Raw genomic sequence first — 25,157 nt, 5'->3', positions numbered from 1 at the left:
GGCACGCGCGCGCTCGGGTAGGGTGGCCGTCACAGCATGCGCACCCTCCTGCTCAACCGCTCCGCCGTGGCCCGCAACATCCAGGCGCTCCTGCTCCTGGACGACCTGCGCGAGGCCTTCCGCACCGACGTCCTGGCCCGCACGGTGGCCCCGCAGCGCGTGCGCGCGCCGCTGCACTCGGTGGGCTCCGCGATGGTGCTCTTCCCCGGCTGCGTGCCCGGCATCCCCGCGTACACGGTGAAGGTGCACTCGAAGTTCCCCGCGCAGAAGCCCGCCATCCAGGGCGTGGTGCACCTGCACGACCTCGTCACGGGAGGGCTGCTCGCGGTGATGGACTCCGGCCACCTCACCGCCGTGCGCACCGGCGTGGTGGGCGCGCTGGCCGCGGACGTGCTGGCCCGGCCGGACGCGACGCGCGTGGCGGTGATTGGCGCCGGCCGCCAGGGCGTGCTCCAGCTCAAGCAGCTGCGGCTGGTGCGCACGCTCAGCCAGGTGCGCGTCCACGACACGAACATCGCGCACGCGAACGCCTACGCGCAGCGCATGTACCAGGAGCTGAACCTGCCCGTCAGCGTGGAGACGTCCGTGGCGGACGCCGTGGCGGACGCGGACATCGTGGTGACGGCGACGTGGAGCCACCAGCCCTTCCTGCACGCGGGCATGGTGCGGCCGGGCACGCACATCACCGCGCTGGGCGCGGACGAGCCGGGCAAGGCGGAGCTGTCCCAGGACCTGCTCGAGCAGTCGCTGTTCATCTGCGACCACCGCGGCTTGAGCGTCTCCACCGGCGCGGCGGGCGCGGTGGGGCTCACCGAGGACGCCATCCACGCGGAGCTGGGCGAGGTCCTCGCGGGCCTCAAGCCCGGGCGCACGTCCCAGGAACAGGTGACGGTGTTCGCCGGGGTGGGCCTGCCCTTCCAGGACCTGGCCGCCGCCTGGCATGTGTACCAGTCGGCGACCGGCGACGAGGACGTGCCCACGCTCGACTTCAGCGAGTAGCGCGGGGCGCGTCCGTGCGTCCGGCCTGGCTTCAGGCCTTGGACAGCGTCTTCGACAGGCGCGTGGCCTCTTCGTGCAGGTCGGTGTCCTCCGCCAGCGGCATGGCGAGCACCTTCGCCACCAGCTCCTTGGCCTTCGCCTCCTGGCCCAGGCGCGCCTGCGCGAGCGCCAGGTTGAGCAGCGGCTCCGGCCGGTCCGGGGCGCGGCGCACGGCCTCCTCCAGCACCGTCACGGCGCGCGGCAGGTGGGCGTTCGCCGGCTCCGCGGGGACGCGCAGGAGCAACTGGCCCAGGTTGTTCGCCGCGCGCCAGCCGTCCGGCGCCAGCCCCATGCCCTGCTCGTACGCGGCGATGGCCTTGTCGTACGCGGGCGGCTCCTGCGACTCGAAGCAGGTGGCCTCCGCCATCTTCAGCGACTCGCTGGCGACGCCCAGCGACGCCATGGTCTGGCACAGGTGCCGGGCCTGCTCGATTTGACCGCGTGCCAGCATCAGCTGGGCGAGGTTGGCCTGGGCGTCCGCGTCCTTCGGGCGCTGGGCCGCGAGCGTGGAGGCCGCCTGGTAGGACGTGCGCAGGTCGCGCAGCGCCATGGACAGCACCGTCACGGACGCGAGCAGGCGCGGCTGGTTGGGCACCGCCTTGAGGCCCTGCTCCAGCACGCGGCGTGCGTCCGCCAGCTTCTCCTGGGCGGACAGCGCGTGCGACAGGCTCAGGTACGCGGGCACGAAGCGGGGCGCCAGCGTGAGGACCTCCCGCAGGGTGGCGAGGCCGGCGTCCGTCTGGCCCGCCTCCAGCTGCACCTGGCCCAGCCGGTAGCGGAACACGGGGTTCTGGGGCGCAAGCCGCGCGGCCTGGGACAGGGCCTCCAGCGCCTGGGGCGCCTTATCCTGTTTGATCAGCATCATGCCCTTGCCGAAGTGCGCCTCGGCGCGGTTGGGCTCCACCGCGAGCACGCCCTGGTAGGCCTTGAGGGCGGCGTCGAGCTGGCCCTTCTGGGCGGCGATGTTCGCGCGCACGAGGCCGGTCTCCGCCGTGGCGCCCTGGCCTTCCGCCTTGGCGAGCAGCGCTTCCGCCTGGGGCACCTTGTTCTCCACGAGCGCCAGCTTGGCCATGACGACCAGTGCGTCGCGGTGGTTGGGGTTCTTCGCGAGGAGCTTCTCGGCCTCGGCCTTGGCCTGGGCCACCTGACCCTGCGCGAGGAGGGTTTCCAGAGAGTTCATGATGGAAAGTGTCCCCCAGGGGGCGGGGGCTGTCGAGCAACGGGGAAAAGGAAAGGGCCTCGCCCGGATGGACGAGGCCCTGGGAAGTGCATCAGGTGGGAAGCGGCCGGACGCGGCCCGCCACTACCACTTGGTCAGCGCGTCCTTGATGCCTTCACCGACGTTCTTGATGCCCTCGCCGACGTTCTTGATGCCCTCGCCGACGTTCTGCACCGCGTTGCCCACGCCCTCGACGGCGGCCTTGGCGGCGTCGCCCACCTTGCCCACGTCGACGGAGAAGCCGAACTCCACGCTGGCGCCGATGCCCAGCGCCGCGCCCACGTCGAAGTTGGCGGACAGCTTGCCGTCCTTCAGGCCGACGTTGGCCTCGAACTCCACGCCGATGCCGGCGAAGGCCTCCGCGCCGGCCGTGACGGTCGCGGGACCAATCTCCTGCGTGACCTCCGCGCTGGCGCGGGCACCGGCGAAGGCCTCACCGTGCACGGAGGCAGCGGCCTGGCCGTGCAGCGGATCCAGCACCACCTGGCCCGTGGCGGTCGCCTCGGCGCCCACGTTGCCCTCCGCGCCCCACTCGGAGCGGCCCAGCGCCGTGTCCGCGTGGCCTTCCACGGAGCCGCGCACCAGGTCCGCCTTCACGTCCACGGAGCCCTGCGCGCCAATCTTGCCGTGCAGCGGGTCGATGGAGACGTTGCCCTGCGCGGACACGTCCGCCGTCAGCGCCTGGCCTTCCACCGTGTTGTGGAAGTTGCCGTTCACGTCACCGGAGGTGTGGGAGCCGGAGGCCGCGGTCCAGTTCTTGTTCCACTCGCCCTGGGCCACCGTCTGGTCGAAGCGGCTGGTCTCCAACTGCTTCTGGATGTCCGTCGTGGTGTTGGGGTTGGCCTGGTTGCTGGTGGTGACGCGGTTGCCCTGCACGCCGCGGTTCAGGTCGATCGTCGCCTCGCCCTGGGCCCGGTTCTGCGTCTGGGCCTGCACCTCGCGGCGCACCTGCGTCCCGTTGGCGGGCGCGGGCGTGGTGGGGTTCCGGAACACGGGGCGGTAGCGGTTGGTCTCGATGGACATGGAAGAGGGCTCCGGCGGGCGCGAGGCGCGGTGGGGAATCTTGTGACTTGAGAGAGTATCGGCGCTCCACCCGAGAAAGTTTCCGCGCCTCTTTTTCTTTCTGATCCGCCCAAGCGCCCTCAGGGCTCGGATCTCCCGGGAGCCAGGATTCCCTCGGGATCGAACGCCGCCTTCAGCCGCCTGCGCACCTCCGCGGAGTCGTCCCGCACGGGCGGTGCGGCGTCCTGCGCCTGGAGTCCGGCTCGGGTCAGGAAGTACCCGGCGTCCGCCAGTTCGCGGGTGAGGGCGCGGTAGCAGGCCTGGGCGCGGGCGTCCTCGCCGCGGACGTCCCGGTCATAGGCGAGCGCGGTGACCAGGTAGACGCAGCGCGGGGAGTGGGCGAGGAGCGCCAGGTTGGGCTCGAAGCCGAAGAGGCGGGGGACGCGGTCGGCGATGTCCGAGGCGCGCTTCGCCTCCGGGCCGGTGAAGGGGACGGCGACGGAGCACCAGATGAAGCCGCAGCGGTCCCGGTCCGGGTCCGGGTCCTCCGGCTTGGGGGTGCGCTTGCGCCAGTAGGCCATGGCGAGGTTGGTCTCGGTGGGGACGCCCTGGAGCGTGCCCTCGCCGAAGGGGGCCACCGGGCCGAAGGACAGCGGGCGGAAGGCGCCCTCCACGGCGCGTGCGAGCCGCTTCTCCAGCAGGGCGCCCATCTCCGCGTCCGGGGCGATGAGGGTGCCGCTGATGGCCCAGCGGCCAAAGCCCTCGCGCAGCTTCTCGCGGGCCCAGTCCGGCAGCGGCGCGCGGCCCACGGAGGGGTAGGGGAACTGCTGGGTGATGCTGTACGCCTTGATGTCGTTCCAGAAGAAGAAGCTGCCCTTGAGCGTGCCGTCCAGGGCCAGGGCCTGGAGCCGGTCCACCATGTCCCAGAGCTGGGCGTCGTCGTTCACGGCGCAGAAGAAGTCGCGCAGCCAGGGCTGCTTGCGCGCCAGCCAGAACGTCATCCGCGTCACCACGCCCAGGGACGACTGGCTGAAGAGGCCATCCAGCACCGGGCCCAGGCCCCAGCGGAAGACGGGGGCGGAGCGGGCGCCGGGGAACCTCGCGTGGCCCGTCTCCACGCGCTCGCCCGTGGGGAGCACGGCCTCCAGCGCGCACACGTTCTGGAAGATGTCCGCGTTGGGGCCGGCCCCGTCGCCGCGCTCCAGCGCGTTGCCCACCATGCTCGCGTCCGGTGATCCGCCGATGGTGGTGATGAACGTGGAGGAGCCCTTGCCGCGCAGGTACTCGTAGGCCTGGCGGAACGTCACGCCGGGCTCCACGGTGAGGTACGCGAGCTGCTCGTCGTGCGCGAGGATGCGGTTCATGCGCCCCAGGTCCAGGAGCACGCTGCCGTCGCCGGGAGGCACGCGCGAGCCGTAGCCCCAGTTGCGGCCGGCGCTCACCGGGTACACCGGCACGCGGTGCGCGCTGGCGATGCGCAGGCACGCCTGCACCTGCGCCGTGTCCGCGGGCCGCACGATGGCGGGGATGCGCTGGGTGGTGGCGAAGGTGGCCGTTTGCGCGGCCTCCAGCGCTTCGGGTTCCAGGATGACGTGCGCCTCGCCCACGGCCTGCCGCCACGCGGCCAGCGCCGCTCGCAGGTCCGGAGCCTTCCCATCGGTCTCGCTCACGGGGCCGCAGTATGCCCGCGCGAGCGTCCCCCCGCTGACTCCCCGGACGGCGAGCGGGCGGGCGGGCCCCGGGCGGCGAGGGTCGCCGGGTGGACACCGGCCATGGTCCCCCCCTGCCGCGTGTTCATCTTCGGCGTGGGGAGGTTGTTCATGGTCGGCTTCATCAATTCGCGCAACGGACGGTGGATTCGGATTCTGGCGGGCACGGGCCTGGTCCTGGGCGGGCTGGGCACGGGCACGCCCCGGGGCGCGGTGGTGGCGCTGACGGGCCTGCTGCCGCTGCTGACCGGCGCGCTGGACTTGTTCCCGCTGGGGCCGCTGATGGGCCTGCCCCTGAAGGGCGCGGACGTGCGGCGCGCGCTGGGGCAGCCGGAGGAGGCGCCGCTGCTCGACTTGGCGCACGACGGGGGGCGCTCTCCCTACGCGCCCCCCAGCACGCTGCTGCACTAGCTACTTCGTGCTCACCTGGAAGGGGATGCCCATGGAACCGAACGGCTCTCCGGTCTGGGCATCCACCAGGTTCAACTGGAGCGTCACCGCGTTCTCGCGGTGGGCCACGCCCTGGAAGTAGAGGAAGCCCTCCTGCGTGCCGCCGGGCTCCAGCGTGCCCTCGGGCAGCGCGTTGTTGAGCATGTCCTCGGTGGGCAGCGGCTGCTCGTAGTAGTACGGGTAGGGCCCGTAGAAGGGGCTGCCCCAGCCCCAGGGGCCGCCGTACCAGCCCGGTCCCCAGCCGCGCCAGGGCGCGTAGCCGTAACGGCCGCCCACCCACACGCCGCCCGCGGGGTACACCGCCGGGCGGATGCTCGCGGGTTCCTCCGTGTCACGCGACGAGCTGGCCCGCCGCAGCGACAGGGGCGCCAGCGCGCTGTAGCGGAAGCGCGACTCCTGGCCCACCAGCGCGAAGTCCTTGTACTGGAGGCGCAGCGGGCGCTCCCCGTGGTTCTCCAGCCGGACGTAGACGGGGGTCACCCGGCGCTCCAGGTCGGACGGCGAGCCCTGCCACGCCGAGCCATCCGCCGTGAGCCGCACGCCCGCCTCCTCCGTGATGGCGCTGCTCTTGCCGCCCTGGAGGATTCCCGCTTCCGGCAGGGGCCGCAGCTTCGTCTCCGCCGCGCAGCCCGCCATCAGCATCAACCCCAGGGCCCCCACTCCCAATGCTCCACGCATCGCATGCCTCCTCGTACTTCAAGGTAGGGCGTGCGGCGTCCAGGGGATGACATGCGCCGTGCTCCACCCCGGGCAGCGTGCGGGCTGGCGGGGCCTCTACGGCTGGGGCGTCACCGGCTCCGCGGCGGTTGCGGGCCAGGCGGGCGCCTTGACGAAGTCCCAGTCCTGATGGCGTGCCCAGGTCTCGAAGGTCTGCCAGCCCACGCGCGGGTAGCTGTTGCGCAGGGTGAGGATGTCCGCGTGGTAGCCCACGCGGTCCAGCCACTCGAACATGGCCGCCAGGTCCTCGCTCTGTTGCTGGAGTTGATCCAACGGGATCTGCTCGAAGTGGATGCGGTGGCCGCCCACCATGGAGAGCAGCGCGGCGGCCTGCTGGCCCGTCACCTCGTCGGAGGCGACGTCGACGCGCTCGCCGATGAAGCGCTCCGGGTCTCCCAGCACGTGCAGCGCGAAGCCGGCCAGGTCCTCGATGGCCACCATCTGCAGGCCGCGCGTGGCGGGCAGCCCCAGGGCCAGCTTCCCCGCCGCCAGCAGGTCGCGCGTGGGCGGCTGGAGGAGGTTCTCCATGAAGAAGGTGGGGCCCAGGATGGTGAAGGGCATGTCCCGCCGGCGCAGGTACAGCTCCACGGCGTGCTTGCTGTCGAAGTGCGGGATGCCGGTGAGCTCCGACGCGCCCGCCACGGACGAGTACACGAAGTGCCGCACGTTGGCGCGCTTCGCCGCGTCCGCCAGGTTCTTGCCGTGCTGGACCTCCGCGTCCACGCCGCCCGCGCCAAAGGGCGTGGCCATGGCGTAGACGGCGTCCACGCCGCGCATGGCGCTCTCCAGGGAGACGGGGTCGTCGAAGTCGCCCTGGGCCAGGGTGACGCCGGGCCTGCGCAGGGCGCGGGCGGCCGGGGCGTCCGCGTCCCGCACCAGGGCCACCACGTGGTGTCCCCGGTCGGCGAGCTTGCGGAGGACGGCACCGCCCTGTTGGCCGGTGGCGCCAGTGACGAGCACGGTGATGGAGAAATCCACGGGCATGGGTTCAGACCTCCGGACGCGACGTGTCACGGAAACCTGGAGACGCCCCCGTCCAATGGCGAGGCCTGGAAGCCGCAGTGTCCTCCCCCGAGCACAGGCTCCCGAGGCAGGCAGGCAACCTGAAGGGAGGGGCGGGCGGCATGGCATCCTCCCGGCCCCATGAGCAAGCGTGACACGCCCCCGCCCTCCGAGCTGGTCTCCGCCGCCCAGGCGCTCGACGCCGAGTTGCTGCGCTTCGAGGCGCTGTCGGAGCAGTTGAAGGAGGCGCCCCTGACGTCGGAGAAGCATCTGGAGCGCGCGTCGAAGACGCTCAAGGACCTGGCGGACCTGGACGACGCGCTCCGGATGCGCGTGGGCGCGCTGGTGCAGGCCATCACCGGCGTGCGCAACCGGCAGCAGACGCAGGCGGACGCGGTCAACGTGTGCGCGCAGGAGCTGCAGCAGCGCACGGAGGTGTTCAAGGACCTGCTCACGCGCTACGGCGCGCTGGGGCAGAGCGCGGCGGACCTCAACGGGCGCATGCAGGAGTTCGCGGCGCTGCGCCAGCAGGCCACGCGCACGGCGGAGGAGGACGCGCGGCTCACGGAGGTCTTCACCGCGCTCCAGGCGCGCATGGCCGAGGTGGCGGACGAGGCGGCCACGCTGACGACCGCGGCGGAGGAGGCGAAGTTCTCCGACATCGGCCGGCAGGCGGAGTCGCTGCGTCAGCAGCTGCTCTCCGCGCGCAACAAGCTGGGCCTGTTGCACCAGAACCTGTCGAAGTGACGGGGCGCCTTCAGCCGAGCCTTCAGCTGAGGTAGGTGGGCTCGAAGTCGTCCGGGCTGTCGATGGGGCGGCGCCCGGAGAAGCCGGCCTTCAGGTCGTGCCAGTGCGCCACGGTGTTCTCGCCGAAGCGCCAGCAGAGGTACACGGGCTCCTCGCCGCGCCGCGCGTGGAAGTCCACCAGGCCGTCCGCGCCTTTTATCTCCAGGCCCATCTCCTGGAGCGGGCCCAGCTCCCCGCGGATGCGCTCCAGCAGCTCGTCGCGCTCCTCGCGGAAGGTGCGCACCTCGGCGGTGTCGGGAGGGGCCTCCGGACCGTCCAGCACCTCCGCCAGCTTCTGCACGCGCTCCACCCACGGGCGCACGCGACCGAAGGTCTTCGTCAGCAACGGCACCAGCCGGCTGGCCTCTTCCACGCTGAAAAAGCGCATCAGGGGACAGCATGCAGTGGGAACCCCCCGCAGGCCACCTCCTTCGGGGTGGGGGCGGGAGGGCCTGTCACAACGGCCGTGACATGTCCGGAACATGGCAGCGGGTGGGACGGACGGTCACCCGCGCCGCAGCGACGACAGGTTGTCCAGGAGCCAGCGCCAGGCGGCCTCGCGCAGGGGGAAGGCGGCCTCGCGCGCGAGGAAGTCCGCGGTGTGCTCCGCGGCGCAGCGTCCGGCGTCGTCGTGTGCGTCGTGGGAGTCAGGCCCCGTGTCGGTGGCGAGGTCCGCGTGCAGCAGGGCGTGGAAGACGATGAAGTCCACGACGAAGGCGGGCACGGTGGGGCGGTCCAGCGCGGGGTGGACGCGCACCTCGCGCAGGCGGGCGTCGTAGCCGCCCAGGTGGATGGTGCGGCGGGTGCGGCGGGCGGGGCGGCGGGCCCAGCCCACCTCCACGGTGTGCACGCGCCCGTCGAAGTACACCGCGTCCAGCCGGGCGTGGACGGCCTTGAGGTCGAAGCAGCGGCCGCGCGTGCGCAGCGGGGCGCCGGGTTTGCGCTCCCGGCGCACCTGGCCCTGGTGCGCGTGGCTGAAGGCCTCCAGCACCTCGCGGGCGGCGGTGTCGCCGGCCACGTACAGGGCCAGGGCGCGCACCACGGAGTCCGGCGCGTCCAGGAACAGGTGGTGCAGGCGCAGGCGCACGCCTTCGGGGAGGCGGCGGTAGCTCACCAGGGTGGCGCGGTTGTCCGTGAGGCGCAGGTGCACGGGCCGGCCCAGCAGGGCGGACACCCGGCGGGCCAGCTCCGCGGCCCGGGGCAGCGCGTCCTCGCGCGAGGGCAGCCGCGCGCGCGCCGGTTCACTCCCGGGCGCCGGGGCGTCGAACATCGCCATCTGTCCGGGCGGCGGACGCATCCAGGGAAAGGTAAGCCCTGCCCCCGCCCGATGGCCAGGAGGATGCGCGGCGCCGTGTCCGGCGTTCTACGCGGGCCGTGGGCTGATCGGCCGCGCGCCTCGGGAAGCCTCGCGGAGGCGCGGGGACCGGACGGACGTCACGCCTTCGGGAGCGCGGGGTAGCGGTCCGCGAGCGAGGCGATGACGGCGAGCAGCTCCCCGGGCTCCACCGGCTTGGGCACGTGGCTCTGGAAGCCGGCGCGCAGCACGCGGGTGCGGTCCTCCGAGCGGGCGTAGGCGGTGATGGCCACCGCCGGGGTGTGGCCTCCCTTCGCGGCGGACAGCGCGCGCACGCGCTCGATGAAGCCGTAGCCGTCGATGCCCGGCATGCCGATGTCGGAGACGAGCACGTCCGGATGCTCCGCCTGGAGCACCTGGAGCCCCTCCATCGCGGAGCCTGCCGTCACCACGTGGGCGCCGCTGTCCTCCAGCAGCGTGCGCAGCAGCTCGCGCGCGTCCTCTTCATCATCCACCACGAGCACGCACACGCCGCGCAGCTCCGGCGGCGGCGAGGGGATCCGCTCCGCCGCGGGAGGCCTCGGCGACGGCGGCATGGCGGGGTCCCGCCGCTGGGTGACGGACAGGGGCAGCCGCACGGTGAAGGTGGAGCCCCGGCCCTCGCCGTCGCTGGCGGCGGTGACGGTGCCGCCGTGCATCTCCACGATGTGCCGCACGATGGCCAGCCCCAGCCCCAGCCCGCCCGTCTTGCGCGTGGTGCCGCCGTCGGCCTGGCGGAAGCGCTCGAAGACGTGGGGGAGGAAGGCCTCGGAGATGCCCTGGCCGGTGTCCTCCACGGTGAGCTCCACGATGGAGTCGCGCCGGCACACCACCAGCCGCACGTGGCCGCCCTTGGGCGTGAACTTCACCGCGTTGGACAGCAGGTTCCACACCACCTGCTGGAGCCGGTGCGGGTCTCCCATCACGCTGCTGGAGGTGTCCACCGTGGCCCGCACGTCGATGTGGCGCGCGTCCGCCGCGGGCCGCACGGACTCCAGCGCCTGCTGCACCGCCGCGGACAGGTCCACGGGCTCCACGTCCAGCTTGAGCTTGCCGGACACGATGCGGCTGACGTCGAGCAGGTCCTCGATGAGCTGTCCCTGCGCGCGCGCGTTGCGCTCGATGGTCTCCAGCGCGCGCTCCTGGCGGGGCGGGGGCAGGTTGCCGGTGCGCAAGAGCTGCACCCAGCCGAGGATGGCCGTGAGCGGCGTGCGCAGCTCATGGCTGATGGTGGCGAGGAACTCGTCCTTGAGCTGGTTGGCCTCCTCGGCCTCGCGGCGCGCGGCGCTCTCGCGGGCGAGCAGGGCCTCGCGTTCCACCTCCGCCTGCTTGCGGTCGGAGATGTCGATGACGCTGCCGATGTAGCCCAGGAAGTGTCCGTCCGCGTCGAAGCGGGGCGAGCCGGTGTCCACGGCCCAGCGGTACTGGCCGTCCGTGCCGCGCAGCCGGTAGTCCAGGCGGAAGGGCCGGCGGGCGGCGTTGGACTCCGTGAAGGTCCGCTGCGTGCGCTCCAGGTCGTCGGGGTGGATGGCGTCGAACCATCCGAAGCCCAGGCCCGTGGCCTCGGTCTGTCCGGTGAAGGCGTACCAGCCCCGGTTCATGTACGTCGTGGCGCCCTGCACGTCCGTCACCCAGAGCATGACGGGGGCGTGGTCCGCCATGTTGCGGAAGCGGGCCTCGCTGTCGCGCACGGCCTCCAGCAGTTGTTCGCGTTCTTGAGCGACGGTCTTCTGGTCGGTGATGTCGCGCGCGGCGGCGTAGATGAGGCCCAGCTCCGGCACGGGGCGCGAGGCCCACGCGAGCCACCGGTAATGGCCGTCGCGGGCGCGGAAGCGGTTCTGGAAGCGCAGGGTGGGGATGCCCTGGGTCAGCTTGCGCATCTCCTCGCGGGTGGCCGCCTGGTCGTCGGGGTGGACCAGGTCCATGAAGGGGTGTTGGTAGAGTTCCGCCTCGCTCCACCCGAGCACCTGGACGAAGTACGCGTTCACGCGCTTGAAGTACCCGTCCATGCCCGCGACGCTGAACATGTCCGGGGACAGCTGGAAGAAGCGCTCGCGCTCCTCGGCCTCGGCGTGGTGGCGCTCGGCGCTGTCGAACGCGAACGGGATGACGGCCTGGGCCAGCGCGTTGTCGATGCAGGCGCCGAGCACGCGCAGTTGATGCAGCGGCACGTCCAGGTTGGCGCGCTCGGCCCGGGCCAGGATGCAGTCGCGCAGGAGGGCGTATTCGCGCGTGACGAGGGACACGTCGGCGCCCAGGCGCAGGCGCTGGCGGCCGTGGGCTCCGGAGATTTCGCTGTGGCGGAGCGCGGGGGGGCCGTTGGCGTCCTCCTCCGCCTCCACGAGCATGTCGTGGAGCTCCGCCAGGAAGGAGGGCAGGGCGTCGACGATCTGCTCGCGTGTCAGGCGCAGGGCGGTGAAGAGGGGTGACACCCGGGCGACCCAATCCTCCAGGAGCGCCTCGCGGCCGGAGTCGAGCAGCTCGGCCAGGGACGCAGGCGGCTTGCCCCTCGTGGGCAAGGGCCCTTCGGAAGAAGGGCCGCGCTCCTGTGAACCCGACGAAGTCATGAATGGTCTTGAGGTGCGGCGGCCGGGCGCGCATGGGCAGGGGCGGGGTGCCCTGCGCCGCCCTCCTTGACTGCGCACCGGTCAGCCGGGTTACAGCCCCAGGTACAGGAGCAGCGCGCCCAGGTCCGCGTCGGACAGGGCCTCCGTGCTGTAGAGCGGCATGTTGCCGCCTACGCCGAAGAACGGCCCGTGCCGCACCTTTTCGATGACCACCTGTGCATGCGGGATGCCTGGGAACACCTGGTCGTAGGTCTGCGTCACCTCCGGCAACACCGACGCGAAGTCCGTCAGCCGGCCCTCTCCCGTGTGTGGCGCGCCGTGGCAGTGATGGCACGCCGTCTGGTACACCGCTTCGCCTCGCGTGACGTCGCCCCGGGGCACGTCCTGGATGTCCTTCACCACCGTGAAGGGCAGCGCCGGTGCCTGCGCGTCCGGGCTGATCCGCGACAGGTACTCATACAGCGAGCGGGAACGCGGCTCCTCCACCTCCAGCTTCGTCACCCCGCGCATGAAATTCACGTAGCAGAAGTTCACCGCGTCCATCAGTCGCGTCTCGCTGCCGCCCCACCAGCTCGGCCGCGCCGCCACGTTGTACAGCGTGTGCCCTGAGTCGATGCGCCACCCCGGTGCCTCCGGCGTCGTCACGTGGCACGTCGCGCACGAGAATTGGTTGTACTCGCTCGGCGACAGCCCCGGGTCCTGGAACAGCGCCTCGCCGTAGTCCGCCGCGGCCACGGGCCCCGCCGTGTCACCGCCGCACCCGGCCAGCACCCCCACGAGCAGCGCCGCCACGCCTCCACGCACGCCCCTCATGGCTGCCCCCGCAGCAGGCTCACCGAGTCCGGGAAGAGGCCCACCTCCACCGTGGACAGCACCGTGTCCTCCGCCAGGTCCACGACGTGCAACGTGCCCGGGCCAATGTGGTCCCCTTCGCAGACCGCCAGGCCGTGGCGCTCGTCCGGCGTCAGCATGAACTGGTGCACGTTGAGACAGCCCGCCCGCGACAACTCCACCGTACGCAGCACCGTGGACGTCGCCGCGTCGATGACCGCCACCGCGTCCTCCTGCTGATAGGGCATGTACAGCGTGCGCCCGTCCCGCGTGAACGCGCCGAACATGGGCGCGCCGCGCAGGTACACCGTGCGCTCCGGGTTCATCGCGCGCGTCCCGGGCTCCAGCACCTGCACCTGCTTGCTCGCGAGCGAGCTGACCCACACGTCCCCCGTCGTGGGCGACACCGTGAGCGCGTACGGCTGATGGCGCGGGCTCACCGCCGTGCCCGAGCCCGCCGCCACCTTCACGCGCGTCACCGGCATGCCCGCCGTCGCCAGGTCCACCACCGCGACCTCGTCCGACCAACACGCCACGTACGCCGTGCGCTCATCCGCGGACAGGCGCACCGCGTGCGGGGCGGGGCACACCTTCACCCGCTCCTTCACCGTCATCGTCTCCGCGTCGAGGATGACCATGCGCGCGGCCATGTCCTCCTCCGTCCCGCCCTTGCGCGCCACCTCCGCGATGCGCAGCAGGTCGAAGTGCGTCTGGTACAGCGTGCGCCCGTCCGCGCTGACGATGACGTCCCCCGGGTTGCGGTCCACGCGCGTGGACGCCACCAGCCGGTTGTCCTTCGCGCTCAGCTTCAGGCAGTAGCCGTCCGCCGTCCCCGTCCCATGCGCGCCATGCGGCCCCGAGCCGCCGCCGGGCACGTAGTTGGAGATGCCCACGTAGTAGAAGTCGCCCGCCGGAGACACCGCCGTGTGGTGCGGCCCCTCCAGCTCCACCGGGTGGAGCCCCACCGGCACGCGCGCCAGCTCGCCCCAGCCCGGCGTCCCCAGCCCGTCCATGTCCAGCAGGCTCACGGAGTCATCCAGGCTGTTCGTCACCAGCAGCCGCCCGGACGGCCCCGGAGGAGGCACCGTCGTTCCTCCCCGCGTCCACGGGTTCGGATCCGCGTACGTCAGGTCGGGCGCGTCCGGCGGTCCGGCCTCCGTGCACGCGCCCAGCGCCAGGACGCAAAGCCAGGCGGCCCGCCTCACCTGGCCATCCCCATCGTGAAGGGCACCGGCGCCCCCATCGAGTACGGCCCCTCCGTGATGCGGTTCTGCACCAGGTACGCGCTCACCACCTGCACGGACAGCTCCTTGCCCGCCGCGTCCTTCACCGTCCGCCAGGTGCCGTCATCCAGTTGCCACTGCAACTCCGACGTCAACACCTGCGCGATGGGGCACTCGCGCCCGGCGACCTGGACCTTCACCCAGTAGATGTCGCCCGTGTACGGCGGCAGGTGGGCCTCGGCGGTGGGCAGGACCATGTTGCCCAGCCACGCGAGCACCGAACGCTTCGACTCGCGCGGGCGGCCCTCCAGGAAGGGGGCCGTGCGGCCCGGGCGCTCCAGCGACGCGCGCAGCGGGGACGTCCACTGCCACAGCGGCGCGGCCTGGTCCGTGAAGTACGACTGACCGGACTCGGGCGAGGTAAGCGTCACCGCGCGCGAGCCGTCCTGGGGCTGGTTCCGCGCGTCCAGCAACGCGCGCCACACCTCGTCCGTGGCGCCGCCCGCGTAGAGCGGCTCCTCGCACTCGGTGGGCTGGGGCTCGGTGTCGTCGCCATCACACGCGCTCAGGGCGAGCAGCGCGACCGCGGCGGTACTCCAGGACAGGGAGGTCTTCAGCTTCATGGTCAGGGCTCCGGGCGCCGCCGGCCGCGGCGCGTCGATGGAAGCAAGGGAATCAGGAACAGCGGAAGCAGCATGCCCGCGGGCGCGGCGGCACAGCCCGAGGACGGCTTCGGCTTCGGGTCGGGAGGCGTGCCCGCGTCGTCGTCGGAGGGCTTCACGCCGGCATCCGGCACGCCCGCGTCCGGCACGCCATCCGGGTAGAGCGGCGCGCCAATCGTCTCCGCGACCTGGGGCCAGCGCGACGGGCACAGCTCGCGCACGGGCGTGCCCGCCGGGCACTGATGGCTGCCTTGAATCTGCTCCAGGCTGAAGAGGGGCTCCCAGGTGCTGCCCTCATCGCTGCTGCGCGCCAGCGACCAGTCATGGAGCCACGGCGAGCCGCAGCCGTAGAGGACGTCTCCCACGCGCGTCACGCACGCGTTGCCCGTGGGCAGCACCAGCTTGGAGAAGGGTCCCCCCTCCTGGCTGCGGAAGAAGGAGTTGTACGTGGACACCCACGCGGTGCCGCCGTCGGCGGAGACGTCCATGTTGATGAACACGTCGTCGATGCCGGTGCCCGTGCGCGCGGTGAAGGTGCGCCCGCCGTCCGTGCTGTGCAGGATGTGCGTGTAGCCCTGCGCGGACACGCGCGCCCAGACCTTGAGCGGATCCACCGGGTCCGTCGCCGTCACCACGAAGTCGAACGGGCGCACCAGGTCCGGGAAGGCCTGCGACAGCTCCTCCCACGTCTCGCCCGCGTCGTCGCTGCGGAACAGGTACATGCGCGTCGTGTCGGACGCGGATACGTAGAGCGTGCGGGGCGCCGCGGTGGACACGCGCACGGCGGAGAAGAGGACCCCCGCGCGCTGGAGCGGAAGCGCCCGCCACGTCTCCCCGCCATCGTCCGAGCGGAACACCCCGTTCGTCGCCGACGTGGAGCGGCCCGTGGCCACGTACAGCACCGCGTCATCCGTGGGGTGCGGCGCGAGCCCCGTCACCCAGGTGTCCTTGAACGCCGGGTGCGACGCCCACGAACACGCGCCGTCCTTCGAGGACAAGAGCGCGTTGCCCGTGGCCGCCAGGATTTCCCCTGTCCCGCGCCAGACGAAGGACTCCGGGCGCCAGCCGCCATACCCCATGGCATCCGGACACACCCAGCGCCACGTCCGCCCACTGTCGCGCGAGATGACCGCGCCGAACGTGGCCCCCACGAAGAAGTCCTCGGAGTGGCCCCGCCGCAGCGTGACGTTGGACGTCTCCGGCAGGCCCGCGTGCGCAAAGGCTGCGCCCGAGCTCACCGAACCCAGGAGGCCGGCCACCGCCGCCCCCCGCCAACCCCCCGTGATTCGTGGCGTTCGCATCCGGCGCTCCGCGGAAGGCCTCATGGCCCCCCACGATAACGCCCGGCCCGCGCATGCATAGCGGTGCGTGCGGCCCGAAAGCCGCCCCTCCCCGAAGCGCCCGGCAGGGGAGCGGCCGCGCGGTCACTGTTTCCCGGTGGGCACATCCATGACGGTGGGCAGGTCCAGGACGGTGAGGGTGGCGACGCCCAGGTTCGCCGTGAGGCCCGACGGTTGGACGCAGGCCGCCAGCGTCGTGAGCGTGGGCACGGCGGTGACCAGGCGCACGCCGTGGCCCGCGTGGCGCCCGGAGCCGATGGTGCCCTCGGACGTGAAGACCTGCATCCCTCCGTCCAGGGTGGCCTCCACGCGCTCCAGCACCACGGAGGACTTCTCCCCGTTGGACCACGTCACGGTGGCGGTGGACGCGCCGCCCGTGCCGCCGATGCAGGTCGCGCGCTTCAGGTGCTGTGCCTCCATACCCACGGACGTCATCACCACGCCGTCGTTGACGGGGCAGCCGCTGAACTGGAGCGCCTCGCGCTGCACGGAGCCGCGGGGCGTGGTGAGCAGCAGCCCGGGACGGTAGGCCTGATGGAGCGACCCCGAGCACACCACCACCGGCGCCTCCTCCAGCGTCCGAGCCGCGTCCGTCATCACCGCCGGCAGCTCCGCCTGCGCCAGCGCCTCCTCACCCCACACCGCGTCATCCGCCGGGGCCGCGTCCCCCGCTGGCACCGGCGCCTCGGCCTGCACCCGGGCTTCGGCCGCCTCGGCCCGCGCCGGAGCGTCGGGGGCCTCGGGCTCGTTGGCGCGGGCCGCTCCGGACGCGAGCATCAGCAGGCAGCCGCCTCGCGCGAAGAGGTTCAGCGCGCGGCGCGAGTGGGACGACTCCAGGACCTTGAGAGAACGGAAGGAAGCGGGGCGCGACGTCATGGGGGAAGACACCTTGGGTAGGAGTCCCTGGGGCAGGGATGCCTGAAGGTGGGGAATCCCTTTCACGCAAGACAGCCACCCCGAAGCGCAGGGTTTCAGCCCACCCCAACCTCTCAGGTTTTGCGCATCCGATTCACGCGGTGGACAGTGTCCAGAGCCTGTCGCTCTTCCCCGCGATGGCTGGCTTTCCCTGTTTCAGGATGCTACGGAACCAGGGGCCCGGACCCAGGCGTGGACCCCCTTGTCCGCCAGGGCGTCCGGGAGGAACGACAGGGCCGTGGCTCCAAGCGATTCGAACGTGGGTGACGTGGCCGTGGGTCCTGGCTCCAGCGTGACGCGGGGCGTGTGGGCGCGGGTGTTGAAGGGCGCGGTGGAGGACGCGGTGCGGGCCTACGAGGCGATGGGCGCGGGGCAGCGCGAGCGGGTCCTGGAGGAGGCGCTGGCGGTGCCCGCGGACACGCGCGCCCGGCTGGTGGAGGTGCTGCGGCAGGCGCGCGACTTCGCGGGCGCGGCGCGGCTGCTGGAGGCGGATGGAGACGACGGGGGCGCGGCGCCGCTGTACGAACAGGCGGGAGCGCCGCTGCTGGCGGCGGAGGCGTGGCTGAGGGTGGGGGAGCAGGCCCGCGCGGCGGCGGCCTTCGAGCGGGCCGGTTCGCTGGAGCAGGCGCTGTCGCTGTACCAGGCGCTGGGCGCGCGCGAGTCGCTGGCGCACCTCTTGGGCCGCATGCACCGGCCCATGGAGGCGGCGCAGGTGTTCCGGGTGCTGGGCAACGCGCACGCGGAGTTGGAGATGCTGCGCGCGGTGCCCTCGGACGACGCGCAGCGGCCGGAGGCCGTGCTGCGCATGTGTGAGCTGCTGGACGCGGAGGGCGCCACGTGGCGCGCGCTGGTGCTCCTGGCGGACGGCATCAAGCACGCGTCGGGGGCGGGGCTGCTCCTGCTCCAGGCGGAGCAGGCGCGGCTGCTCCAGCAGTTGGGGCTCGCGTCGGCGCCGGAGGGCTCGGTGGCGGCGGAGAAGGCGCCGCCGGTGGTGGATGGCTATGGCTATCTGAAAGCCATTCCCATCTTCGATGGTCTGTCTTTGGAGGACATGCGCGACCTCTACCGCCTGGCCAGGCCCGTGCTGGTGCCGGCGGGGACGACGGTGCTGGAGAAGGGCGCGAAGGGGATGGGGCTGGTGGTGCTGCTGGAGGGCATGGTGAGCGTGTCCACCGGCCCGGGCCGGGACGCGCGCCAGCTCAACATGCTGGGGCCGGGCGCGTTCCTGGGCGAAATCTCCCTCATCCTGGACGGGCCGGTGTCCGCGCACGTGCGCGCGCACACGGTGGTGCGCGCCCTGCGCGTCACGCGGACGGACTTCCAATACTTCCTGGAGACGCACGAGGCCGCGGCCCTGCGCATCTACCGCCTCTTCACCCAGAGCCTGGCGGAGCGCGTGCGGGACTTGAGCAGCTGAAGGTCGGGGGTGTGACAAGGGACACCCCGCCGGGACCGCCGAACGGATGCGTGCGCCGCGCGGCTGGGTTACAGAGCGCGCATGGCGGACTCCCCACACGCGCGGTCCCTGAAGGCCCATGCGGCGACGCTCGCCGCCGAGGGCAAGCTGGAAGCGGCGCTGGCCAGCTACCAGGAGGCCCTGCGCGCGGAGCCGGAGGACGCGGAGGTCCACCAGCGCGTCGCGGAGCTGCTCGAGTGGCTGGAGCGCACCCCGGAGGCCGCCCACGCCTACGACGACGCGGCGCTCGCCTGGACCCGCGCGGGAGGGCTCCTGCGCGCGGTGGCCGCCGCGGTGCTGTCGCGAGGCCTGCGGGGCGCGCGTCCCAGGACGGTGCGCACGCTGGCGGAGCGCTTCGCCCTGCCGCCCGGCGCGCTGGCCCCCACCTTCGCCTGGGTGCCCGACGGCAAGGACCCGGGCGTGCCCGTCCTGTCCGGCGTGGGGCGAGACGCCTTCGTGGCGCTGGTGGAGGCGCTGGAGGTGCGCGCCTTCTGGCCGGGCCAGCGCGTGGTGGAGGAGGGGCAGCCGGGCGACTCCATGTTCGCGCTGGTGGAGGGGCGCGCGGAGGTGACGCGCAAGGTGGAGGGCAACGCGCGCCAGGTCGTGGCCACGTTGGGGCCGGGCGACTTCTTTGGCGAGGTGGCGCTGGTGTCCGAGGGGCCCAGGCTGGCCAGCGTGGAGGTGCGGGAGCGCTCCGTGCTGCTGGAGTTCAAGCGCCAGTCCCTGGCCCGCGTCAGCGCGGCGCACCCGGAGGTGGACGCGGCCGTGCACGCCTTCTACCAGCGCCGGCTGGTGGACAACCTGCTGCGCACGAGCCCCCTGTTCACCAACCTGCCGCCCGCGCTGAAGCAGGCGATGTCGCGCGAGTTCGACCTGCGCGCCGTGCCCGCGGGTCAGGTGCTCCTCACGCAGGGGCAGCCGGGGGACGCCTTCTACCTGCTCCTGCGCGGCCAGTGTCAGCTGTCGCTGGAGCAGCCGGGCCGCATCCTGCTGTTGCCGGAGCTGCGCGAAGGCGACGTGTTCGGGGAAATCTCCCTGCTGTTGGACAAGCCCGTGTCCGCGACGGTGCGCACGAAGACGCCGTGCGTGGTGCTGCGCCTGGAGCGCGCCGCCTTCGAGCGGCACGTCGTGAGCCAGCCCGGCCTCAAGGGCCAGCTCATGCGCATGGGCACGGAGCGCCTCCAGCAGACCGCGAAGGCGCTCTTCGTCTGAAACTTCAGGCCTCCGCGTCCAGCCGCACGGGGTGCTCGCGCAGCCAGTCCTGCGCGCGGCGGAGGCGGTCCGCGCCGGACGCGCGGCCCTCCTTCTCCAAGAGCTGCCGGTAGGGCTCCAACTGCTCCGGCGTCCACGCGGGCAGGGCCTTCAGGTCCGCGAGCGCCACCATCTCCTCCGCGCTGCGCCCCTTCGCCTCCTGCCGCGCGGTGAGCAGCGCCGCCAGCACCAGCCGCGCGGGCTCGGCCTCGAAGGCGATGGCCGCGTCGGTGAGCCACTCGCGCGTGGGCTCGTCCGCCGCCGGGTCCTTCGCTCCCTCGCGCAGCCGCTCCAGCATGCCTTCGAGGAAGTCCGCGTCCACCGCGCCCTTCACGGCCTTCAAGAGCGCGGAGATGACCTGCCGCCGGCCTTCCGGGTCCTTGGGCTGGGACTTCATCGCGCGCAAGGGCTCCCACAGCACGACGGTGAGCCACAGCTCCTCCTCCGGGGAGAAGACGGACGGCGTGGCCGGGTCGCGCAGCTTCGTCTCCACCCGCTGCGCGCGCTCCTTCGCCTCGCGCGAGATGCGCTCCACCAGCGCGGGGTCCGCCTGCACGTGCTTCACCAGCGCGTCCAGCTCGCCGGCCTCCGCCTTGCGCAGCGCCTCGGACGCCTCGGGCGTGAGGGCCTCCGGCTCCATGTCCGCGACCAGGGACTCGTACTTGCGCACCACCTCCGCGTGCTTCTGGCTCCACTCGCGGAACTGCACGTCGAAGACGACGTCCAGCACGGGGTTGTCCTCCGGCCGCACCTTGCCCGTCTTCTTCGCCGCCGTGGCCAGGAGTGCGCCCACGCACAGCGCGCGCCGCTCCTCCGGCGTGCGGCCGCTCTTCGCCGCCTGCGCGAGCAGCCCCGCGCCCAGCTTCTCCTGGAAGCCGCGCGTGCCCAGCTCCCGCACCACGCCCACGCGCAAGGCGTTGCGCGCCTGCATCGCGTCCAGGCCTTCTTGCGCGGCCAGCTTCGCGAGCGCCTGGCCCACGTGGTCGCTGAAGGCCTTGTCGTCATAGCGCAGGCCCGGCTGGGGCCCCGCGGCCTGGAGCAGCACGCCCAGGTGCTCCAGCGCCTGGGACAGGCGGGACACGTCCGCGTCGCCCAGGAGCGACATGGCCGCCTCCAGGTCCTGCTTCAGCGGGTGGGCGGGGGCGGCGGTGGGAGGCGGCGCGGCTTTCGCGCGGTCCTCGGCGGCATGACAGGCCTTGTACTTCTTCCCGCTGCCACAGGGGCACGGGTCGTTGCGGCCGGGCTTGGAAGGGCTCACGGCCCGGCACCGTAAGCGAAAGCGCCCGGCCCTTCCATGAACGGAAGGAGCCGGGCGCCCCGGTGCTTCAGGAAATGCTCAGCCGGTTACTGGAGGTTGAAGCCCAGCGTCAGGCCCAGCACGTGCGCGTTGCCGGAGTACGTGCCCGGCATGCCCGGGGCCGTGCTCTCCTTGTCCGCCAGCGCGACGAACTGGTAGCCCAGGTCCGCGCGGAACGGCTTGAACTGGTAGCCCACGCCCGCGGACACCTTGAAGCGGTTGGCGTCCGGGAGGTCCGGCGTCAGCGTGCTGTTGGGGCTGGGGGTCGGGTCGTACGTCAGGCCCAGGCGCACCTGCAGCGCGTCCGTCACGCCGTACTCACCGCCCAGCGAGTACTTCCACTTCGCACGCCAGCGCTTGGGGATGGGGTTGTCGATTTCAGGGTTCTCGAAGCGGATGGCCAGCTCCGCGAAGGAGGACCAGTCCACCCAGCTCGCGTCGAACGCCAGCAGCAAGTTGTCCAGCGGCCGGTACGCCAGGCCCGCCGTCACGGTGGACGGCAGGACGACGTCCGCGTGCGCCTTCTGGTCCGTCAGCCGGCTCTGGAACTCCACCGGGATGTTCTGGAAGTCCGCCTGGCCCTGGAACGCGATGTCGATGGCGCTGCGGTAGTGCAGGCCCATGTCCAGGTTGTCCAGCACCTTGGCCTGCACGCCGATGTTGAAGCCGGAGCCCCAGTCCGCGCCACCCAGGTGGATGGAGCCTTCGCTGTTCACGAAGTCCAGGCCACGCGTCAGCTCGATGGTGGCCCGCGCGATGTCCAGACCCGCGCCGAAGCGGAAGCGCGGGTGCAGCTCATACGCGAACGACGGGTTGATGTAGTACGTCGCCAGCGAGGACTCGTAGCCGCGGAAGCGGCCGCTGAAGCCCTCCTCCCAGCGGCTGCGCGCGCCGTACGGCGTGAACACGCCCACGCCGAACGCGGCCTTCTCGAACGGCTTGTAGACGATGAACAGGTGCGGAGGAGGAGACAGCGTGGTGCGCTGCCCTTCCGCCTCCATGCCCGGCCGCTGGAACGTGATGCTGGGGAGGATTCCCGTGTCGCCCAGCGTGATGTCCAGCGTCTTCACGCCGACCATGTTCGCCACGTTGTAATAGATGGAGGACGAGTCCTCCAGCCATGCCGTGGCCGCGCCGCCCGTGCCGGTGGCGCGAGCGCTGTGGGTGTCGACCTGGAAGCCCGCGGCCTGGCTGGTACCGGCCGCCAGAATCGCCACGAGGGAGAGTGTCTTTTTCATGGGTGTTTGATTCCTCTCTCAGTGGTTGCCGTTACTGCGCGACGGCGCCGGTCTTCAGGAAGCCGATGAGCTGGTCCTGGGCCGCGTTGCGCACGGACTCGGGGATCTGCGGGTTGTTGAGGAACGCGTGGCGGCCAGCGGGCGGGATGGCGCCGATGACGGCCTCCGGGAACATGTACGTCGCCACCGTGCGCGGCGCGTCCGCGCGGTTGGCCGCGTTGATGAGCGCCTGCGTGTTCGCGTTCGGGATGACCTGGTCGCCCTCGATGTACTGGATGAACGTGCGGTGCACGGCGGGGTCCTCACCGGCGGCCGGGTTGTTGTCCAGCAGGTACGCGTAGTTGCGCGCGTCCGCCGGGTCCAGGATGGTGTTCGCTAGGCTGATGAACGTGTCGAACGTCGGGGAGCCCGGGTTCACGCCCGCGGCGGCGAGCGAGCCCAGGAACGCGGTGCGCTGCGCCTCGAAGGCGGGCGCGGTCAGCAGCACGCCGGCCAGGTTGCCACCGGCCACGTTGAGCACCGAGCGGTGCACGCGCGGGGACACCGCGGTGGACATGGTGCCCATGATGCCGCCGAGGCTCTGGCCCAGGTAGTCCACCTGGGCCGCGTTCAGGCCGCCCACGGCGTCGGACAGTTCCTTGCTGCCCAGCACGCGCAGGAACTGGCTGAAGTCCACCACGTGGTGGCGGAAGTTGTCGCGCGTGGTGAACAGGTTGCCCAGGTTCAGGAAGTTCCAGCCGGAGATGGCCGGGACGCCCTGGGCGTTGCGCAGGAAGTCGCCGCCCTCGCACTTGTTGTCCGCCATGCACTGGCCCTGGTTGGCGATGTTGGAGCAGTACACCTGGCCGTTGGGCACGCCCTGCGGCAGCGACTCGGCGCTGCAGTCCGCGCGGGCGGCTTCCGTGCGCGCCACGCAGCGGCCGTAGGACAGGCTGGCCGGGTTGTTCTCACAGCGCTGGGTCTGGGGGTTGGCGCACGCGGCGTCATCGCCCACCGGGTTCGGCGTGGGGAGCACCGCGGCGGCGCCCACGCAGCTGGTGCGCTCACCGTGGTAGACGGCGTCCATCGCGGCGACCGCGTAGCCCGCGCCGGTCAGCTTGTTGGCCACGCCGAGCACCGCGGTGCGGTTGCTGGTCAGGCCGTGGCCGAACACCACCACCGGCCAGCCGCCCGTGGGCGCCTCGGTGGCGGGGGTGAACAGCATGAACGGGTAGCGCGTGGGACGGGGCTCGGTGGGGTTCAGCGTGCCGAAGGGGCCCGTGAGCAGCCACGGCGTGTTGGCCCGCACCTCGTAGACCGCGCCGACGTTGGTGGACGCGAAGCCGGCACCGGCCATCGCGGACTTCACCTGCGACGTGATGGGGAAGATGGACGTGGGCGCCGTGGGCGTCCCGTACACGCCGCCCGGCAGCGTGTAGAGCTGCTGCAGGATGGACGTGGTGCTCTGGGTGGTGAACGCCCAGCCCAGCGCGACCTTGGAGCGCGGCAGGCCGGCCTTGGCCAGCGCGTCGAAGAACGGCTTGTGGGCCGCGCGCACCGGCTCCAGCACCTGCGCCAGCTCGTTCGGCACGGAGGAGATGGTGCTCTTGCCGTTGACGAACACCGGGTTGGCCAGGCGCAGCAGCGCGAAGGCCGTGGCCGGAGCGACGTTGCGGCCACGGGTGTCCTTCAGGTCCGTGGTCAGCACCGCGCCGTACTGGGTGGCGCCATCCAGCGGCGCCTTCGGGACGATCTGCAGCTGCTGCGGGACGTCGACGATGCCCGCCGTGCCCACGCTGGTGCCGCAGTCACCGGTCTTCTCCACCAGGCAGGGCACCACGTCCGGCTGGGTGCCCTTGTCCAGGTTGGACAGCTTGAAGAACTTCACGCCCGCGGCCAGCGAGTCCTTGTCCACGCGGGGGGCCGGACCGTCCGCCGCCTCGCGGAACTGGGTGCCGTCCAGCACGCCCTGCGCGTCGCCGTTCTCCGACACGAGCGCGCCCGTGGTGGAGAAGCCGTCCAGCGTGTTCAGGCCCGTGAACAGGTCCTGCTGCAGGCCCGGCGTCGTGGGGACGGGGAAGTTCAGGTGCGCCGCCGCGGTGGCCGTGGCCGGCACGCGCAGCAGGTCGTTGGGGAAGGGGATGATGGTGGGGACGCGCGCGTTGCCCGCCAGGTTGATGGTGGCCTCCGGCTGGTCGACGATGCTGAAGGTCCAGATGAGGACGATGTCCTCACGCTTGAACCCCTGCGGCGCCAGGGCCTTGTCGAAGACCTGCTTGTAGCCCAGGCGCAGCTGCTCCAGCTGCAGGGACTTGGCGGTCTGGTCCGCCAGGCGCTTGGCCGGATCCGTCTCCGTGGAGGGGATGAGCTCCGTGGCCGGGCCGCAGTCCGGCGAGGTCAGGTCCTCGCAGGTGACCAGCGACTTGTCGGAGTTGATGAAGGCCCACGTGGCCGAACCGATGATGGACTGGCCCGAGTTCGTCTTCAGGCCGTTCTCACCGCCGACCAGCGCCACCGCGTAGCGCGAGCCCTTCGGCCACGCCGGCAGGCCCGTGTTCGGATCCACCGGGGGGATGATGTTGAGGAGGTCCGTGTCCTCGTTGTACGCGAGCGTCGGCGTCACCGGCTTCGTCGCCAGCGGCGTGCCCGCGTACATGTCGATGAAGATGACCGTCTTCGGGCTCACCGTGCGCGGATCAAGGTCCTTGATCTTGGTGTTCGCGATGGCGGACGTGGGGAAGCCGTTGAGCGAGTTCAGGTAGTCGCGCGTGAACTCCTGCTCCGCCGCGGACGCCGCCGGGTTGATGGGCGCGTTCACCCGCTTCGTCTGCGGGTCGATGGTGATGATGGCCAGGTCGTTGGGGGAGGGGACCACGGCGGGAGACGCCGAAGGGTCGAACTCCGCGAGGCCGACGTTCAGGTTCGGAGCGTCCTGCGCAATCTCCGGCGTGCAGGCGACGGCTCCCAGGGCCATGGCCCCGAGGAACAACTGTTTCTTCATGGTGGGAATCCCCTCCAGCCCAAGGTGAACTGCTGGAAACAATGCAGTGAGTAGCACGCCGTCCCCCGGTCACAAAGTGAGAGGGATTGACGCGCCGAGTCAGGCATGGGGCCCGCGCGTGCACGTGAGTGGACGTCTCAC

General features: G+C 72.0%; 21 protein-coding genes. 5 read left to right on the top strand and 16 right to left on the bottom strand.

Annotated features, from left to right (window positions below; all coding sequences use genetic code 11):
* The first annotated feature begins 36 nt into the window (after positions 1–36).
* Positions 37–999, top strand: coding sequence for an ornithine cyclodeaminase family protein (locus JYJ93_RS01305; protein WP_206785951.1), 963 nt, complete (start codon positions 37–39; stop codon positions 997–999).
* A 31-nt stretch (positions 1,000–1,030) separates the two neighbouring features.
* Here JYJ93_RS01305 and JYJ93_RS01300 read toward each other — a convergent pair whose 3' ends face one another.
* The 3 genes from JYJ93_RS01300 to JYJ93_RS01290 form a co-directional block, all read right to left on the bottom strand.
* Complete coding sequence (locus JYJ93_RS01300; protein ID WP_206785949.1) at positions 1,031–2,218, bottom strand: tetratricopeptide repeat protein; 1,188 nt, start codon at positions 2,216–2,218, stop codon at positions 1,031–1,033.
* 123 nt (positions 2,219–2,341) lie between these two features.
* On the bottom strand, positions 2,342–3,280 hold the full coding sequence (locus JYJ93_RS01295) for a hypothetical protein (protein WP_206785947.1): 939 nt from the start codon (positions 3,278–3,280) through the stop codon (positions 2,342–2,344).
* A gap of 119 nt (positions 3,281–3,399) precedes the next feature.
* A complete protein-coding gene (locus JYJ93_RS01290) occupies positions 3,400–4,929 on the bottom strand; it encodes an FAD-binding oxidoreductase (RefSeq protein WP_206785945.1) in 1,530 nt (509 codons plus the stop codon).
* A gap of 102 nt (positions 4,930–5,031) precedes the next feature.
* Between JYJ93_RS01290 and JYJ93_RS01285 the strand changes: the two genes are divergently transcribed.
* Positions 5,032–5,379 carry a hypothetical protein gene (locus JYJ93_RS01285; protein WP_242543559.1) on the top strand — a complete coding sequence of 116 codons (348 nt, stop codon included), beginning with the start codon at positions 5,032–5,034 and terminating at the stop codon, positions 5,377–5,379.
* Here JYJ93_RS01285 and JYJ93_RS01280 read toward each other — a convergent pair whose 3' ends face one another.
* Positions 5,380–6,096 (bottom strand): hypothetical protein, encoded by a 717-nt coding sequence (locus tag JYJ93_RS01280; RefSeq protein ID WP_242543558.1) that lies wholly within the window; start codon positions 6,094–6,096, stop codon positions 5,380–5,382.
* 96 nt (positions 6,097–6,192) lie between these two features.
* Complete coding sequence (locus JYJ93_RS01275; RefSeq protein ID WP_206785943.1) at positions 6,193–7,119, bottom strand: NmrA/HSCARG family protein; 927 nt, start codon at positions 7,117–7,119, stop codon at positions 6,193–6,195.
* 159 nt (positions 7,120–7,278) lie between these two features.
* On the opposite strand from JYJ93_RS01275, the gene JYJ93_RS01270 reads away from it, so the two are divergent.
* A complete protein-coding gene (locus JYJ93_RS01270) occupies positions 7,279–7,884 on the top strand; it encodes a hypothetical protein (RefSeq protein WP_206785941.1) in 606 nt (201 codons plus the stop codon).
* Positions 7,885–7,906: 22 nt separating this feature from the next.
* Here the strand turns inward: JYJ93_RS01270 and JYJ93_RS01265 are convergent, their stop codons facing one another.
* The 8 genes from JYJ93_RS01265 to JYJ93_RS01230 all read right to left on the bottom strand — a co-directional run bounded on the left by JYJ93_RS01265 (position 7,907) and on the right by JYJ93_RS01230 (position 16,755).
* The gene (locus JYJ93_RS01265) at positions 7,907–8,311 is read right to left on the bottom strand and encodes a DUF2203 domain-containing protein (protein ID WP_206785939.1); all 405 of its coding nucleotides are present in this window, start codon (positions 8,309–8,311) and stop codon (positions 7,907–7,909) included.
* A 117-nt stretch (positions 8,312–8,428) separates the two neighbouring features.
* Entirely contained in the window at positions 8,429–9,193 is a 765-nt protein-coding gene (locus JYJ93_RS01260; RefSeq protein WP_206785938.1) for a hypothetical protein, read from the bottom strand.
* 164 nt (positions 9,194–9,357) lie between these two features.
* The gene (locus tag JYJ93_RS01255) at positions 9,358–11,775 is read right to left on the bottom strand and encodes a PAS domain S-box protein (RefSeq protein ID WP_206785937.1); all 2,418 of its coding nucleotides are present in this window, start codon (positions 11,773–11,775) and stop codon (positions 9,358–9,360) included.
* A 138-nt stretch (positions 11,776–11,913) separates the two neighbouring features.
* Positions 11,914–12,636, bottom strand: a complete 723-nt coding sequence (locus tag JYJ93_RS01250) for a c-type cytochrome (RefSeq protein ID WP_206785936.1) — start codon at positions 12,634–12,636, stop codon at positions 11,914–11,916.
* The gene (locus tag JYJ93_RS01245; RefSeq protein WP_206785935.1) at positions 12,633–13,859 is read right to left on the bottom strand and encodes a YncE family protein; all 1,227 of its coding nucleotides are present in this window, start codon (positions 13,857–13,859) and stop codon (positions 12,633–12,635) included. Before JYJ93_RS01245 ends, JYJ93_RS01250 begins: the two co-directional genes overlap by 4 nt.
* Positions 13,856–14,500 carry a hypothetical protein gene (locus tag JYJ93_RS01240; protein WP_206785934.1) on the bottom strand — a complete coding sequence of 215 codons (645 nt, stop codon included), beginning with the start codon at positions 14,498–14,500 and terminating at the stop codon, positions 13,856–13,858. The genes JYJ93_RS01245 and JYJ93_RS01240 overlap by 4 nt, the downstream gene beginning before the upstream one ends.
* A gap of 2 nt (positions 14,501–14,502) precedes the next feature.
* Entirely contained in the window at positions 14,503–15,840 is a 1,338-nt protein-coding gene (locus tag JYJ93_RS01235) for a hypothetical protein (protein ID WP_206785933.1), read from the bottom strand.
* 123 nt (positions 15,841–15,963) lie between these two features.
* Complete coding sequence (locus JYJ93_RS01230) at positions 15,964–16,755, bottom strand: hypothetical protein (protein WP_206785932.1); 792 nt, start codon at positions 16,753–16,755, stop codon at positions 15,964–15,966.
* Positions 16,756–17,032: 277 nt separating this feature from the next.
* Here JYJ93_RS01230 and JYJ93_RS01225 point away from each other — a divergent pair, with 277 nt between their 5' ends.
* Together JYJ93_RS01225 and JYJ93_RS01220 are read left to right on the top strand one after the other, a co-directional pair.
* Positions 17,033–18,211: a cyclic nucleotide-binding domain-containing protein gene (locus tag JYJ93_RS01225; protein ID WP_269012936.1), complete on the top strand. Its 1,179-nt coding sequence runs from the start codon at positions 17,033–17,035 to the stop codon at positions 18,209–18,211.
* An 81-nt stretch (positions 18,212–18,292) separates the two neighbouring features.
* The gene (locus tag JYJ93_RS01220; protein WP_206785928.1) at positions 18,293–19,462 is read left to right on the top strand and encodes a cyclic nucleotide-binding domain-containing protein; all 1,170 of its coding nucleotides are present in this window, start codon (positions 18,293–18,295) and stop codon (positions 19,460–19,462) included.
* Between the two features lie 4 nt (positions 19,463–19,466).
* On the opposite strand, the gene JYJ93_RS01215 is transcribed toward JYJ93_RS01220, so the two are convergent.
* The 3 genes from JYJ93_RS01215 to JYJ93_RS01205 form a co-directional block, all read right to left on the bottom strand.
* Positions 19,467–20,759, bottom strand: coding sequence for an SEC-C domain-containing protein (locus JYJ93_RS01215; RefSeq protein WP_206785926.1), 1,293 nt, complete (start codon positions 20,757–20,759; stop codon positions 19,467–19,469).
* Positions 20,760–20,845: 86 nt separating this feature from the next.
* Positions 20,846–22,036, bottom strand: coding sequence for an outer membrane protein transport protein (locus JYJ93_RS01210; protein WP_206785924.1), 1,191 nt, complete (start codon positions 22,034–22,036; stop codon positions 20,846–20,848).
* 31 nt (positions 22,037–22,067) lie between these two features.
* On the bottom strand, positions 22,068–25,016 hold the full coding sequence (locus JYJ93_RS01205) for a hypothetical protein (RefSeq protein WP_206785922.1): 2,949 nt from the start codon (positions 25,014–25,016) through the stop codon (positions 22,068–22,070).
* Positions 25,017–25,157: the final 141 nt, after the last annotated feature.

The sequence above is a fragment of the Corallococcus sp. NCSPR001 genome, assembly GCF_017309135.1.
Classification (GTDB): domain Bacteria; phylum Myxococcota; class Myxococcia; order Myxococcales; family Myxococcaceae; genus Corallococcus.
The sequence above is the reverse complement of the archived record's forward strand: the minus strand, read 5'-3'. Positions and strand labels throughout refer to the sequence as shown.

Bases quoted from the DNA above. Each gene is read 5' to 3' on its own strand.
- JYJ93_RS01210 (WP_206785924.1), bottom strand. From the start codon at position 22,036: ATGAAAAAGACACTCTCCCTCGTGGCGATTCTGGCGGCCGGTACCAGC.
- JYJ93_RS01280 (WP_242543558.1), bottom strand. From the start codon at position 6,096: ATGCGTGGAGCATTGGGAGTGGGGGCCCTGGGGTTGATGCTGATGGCG.
- JYJ93_RS01205 (WP_206785922.1), bottom strand. From the start codon at position 25,016: ATGAAGAAACAGTTGTTCCTCGGGGCCATGGCCCTGGGAGCCGTCGCC.
- JYJ93_RS01295 (WP_206785947.1), bottom strand. From the start codon at position 3,280: ATGTCCATCGAGACCAACCGCTACCGCCCCGTGTTCCGGAACCCCACC.
- JYJ93_RS01260 (WP_206785938.1), bottom strand. From the start codon at position 9,193: ATGTTCGACGCCCCGGCGCCCGGGAGTGAACCGGCGCGCGCGCGGCTG.
- JYJ93_RS01275 (WP_206785943.1), bottom strand. From the start codon at position 7,119: ATGCCCGTGGATTTCTCCATCACCGTGCTCGTCACTGGCGCCACCGGC.
- JYJ93_RS01250 (WP_206785936.1), bottom strand. From the start codon at position 12,636: ATGAGGGGCGTGCGTGGAGGCGTGGCGGCGCTGCTCGTGGGGGTGCTG.
- JYJ93_RS01235 (WP_206785933.1), bottom strand. From the start codon at position 15,840: ATGCGAACGCCACGAATCACGGGGGGTTGGCGGGGGGCGGCGGTGGCC.
- JYJ93_RS01285 (WP_242543559.1), top strand. From the start codon at position 5,032: ATGGTCCCCCCCTGCCGCGTGTTCATCTTCGGCGTGGGGAGGTTGTTC.
- JYJ93_RS01220 (WP_206785928.1), top strand. From the start codon at position 18,293: ATGGCGGACTCCCCACACGCGCGGTCCCTGAAGGCCCATGCGGCGACG.
- JYJ93_RS01270 (WP_206785941.1), top strand. From the start codon at position 7,279: ATGAGCAAGCGTGACACGCCCCCGCCCTCCGAGCTGGTCTCCGCCGCC.
- JYJ93_RS01230 (WP_206785932.1), bottom strand. From the start codon at position 16,755: ATGACGTCGCGCCCCGCTTCCTTCCGTTCTCTCAAGGTCCTGGAGTCG.
- JYJ93_RS01240 (WP_206785934.1), bottom strand. From the start codon at position 14,500: ATGAAGCTGAAGACCTCCCTGTCCTGGAGTACCGCCGCGGTCGCGCTG.
- JYJ93_RS01300 (WP_206785949.1), bottom strand. From the start codon at position 2,218: ATGAACTCTCTGGAAACCCTCCTCGCGCAGGGTCAGGTGGCCCAGGCC.
- JYJ93_RS01265 (WP_206785939.1), bottom strand. From the start codon at position 8,311: ATGCGCTTTTTCAGCGTGGAAGAGGCCAGCCGGCTGGTGCCGTTGCTG.
- JYJ93_RS01305 (WP_206785951.1), top strand. From the start codon at position 37: ATGCGCACCCTCCTGCTCAACCGCTCCGCCGTGGCCCGCAACATCCAG.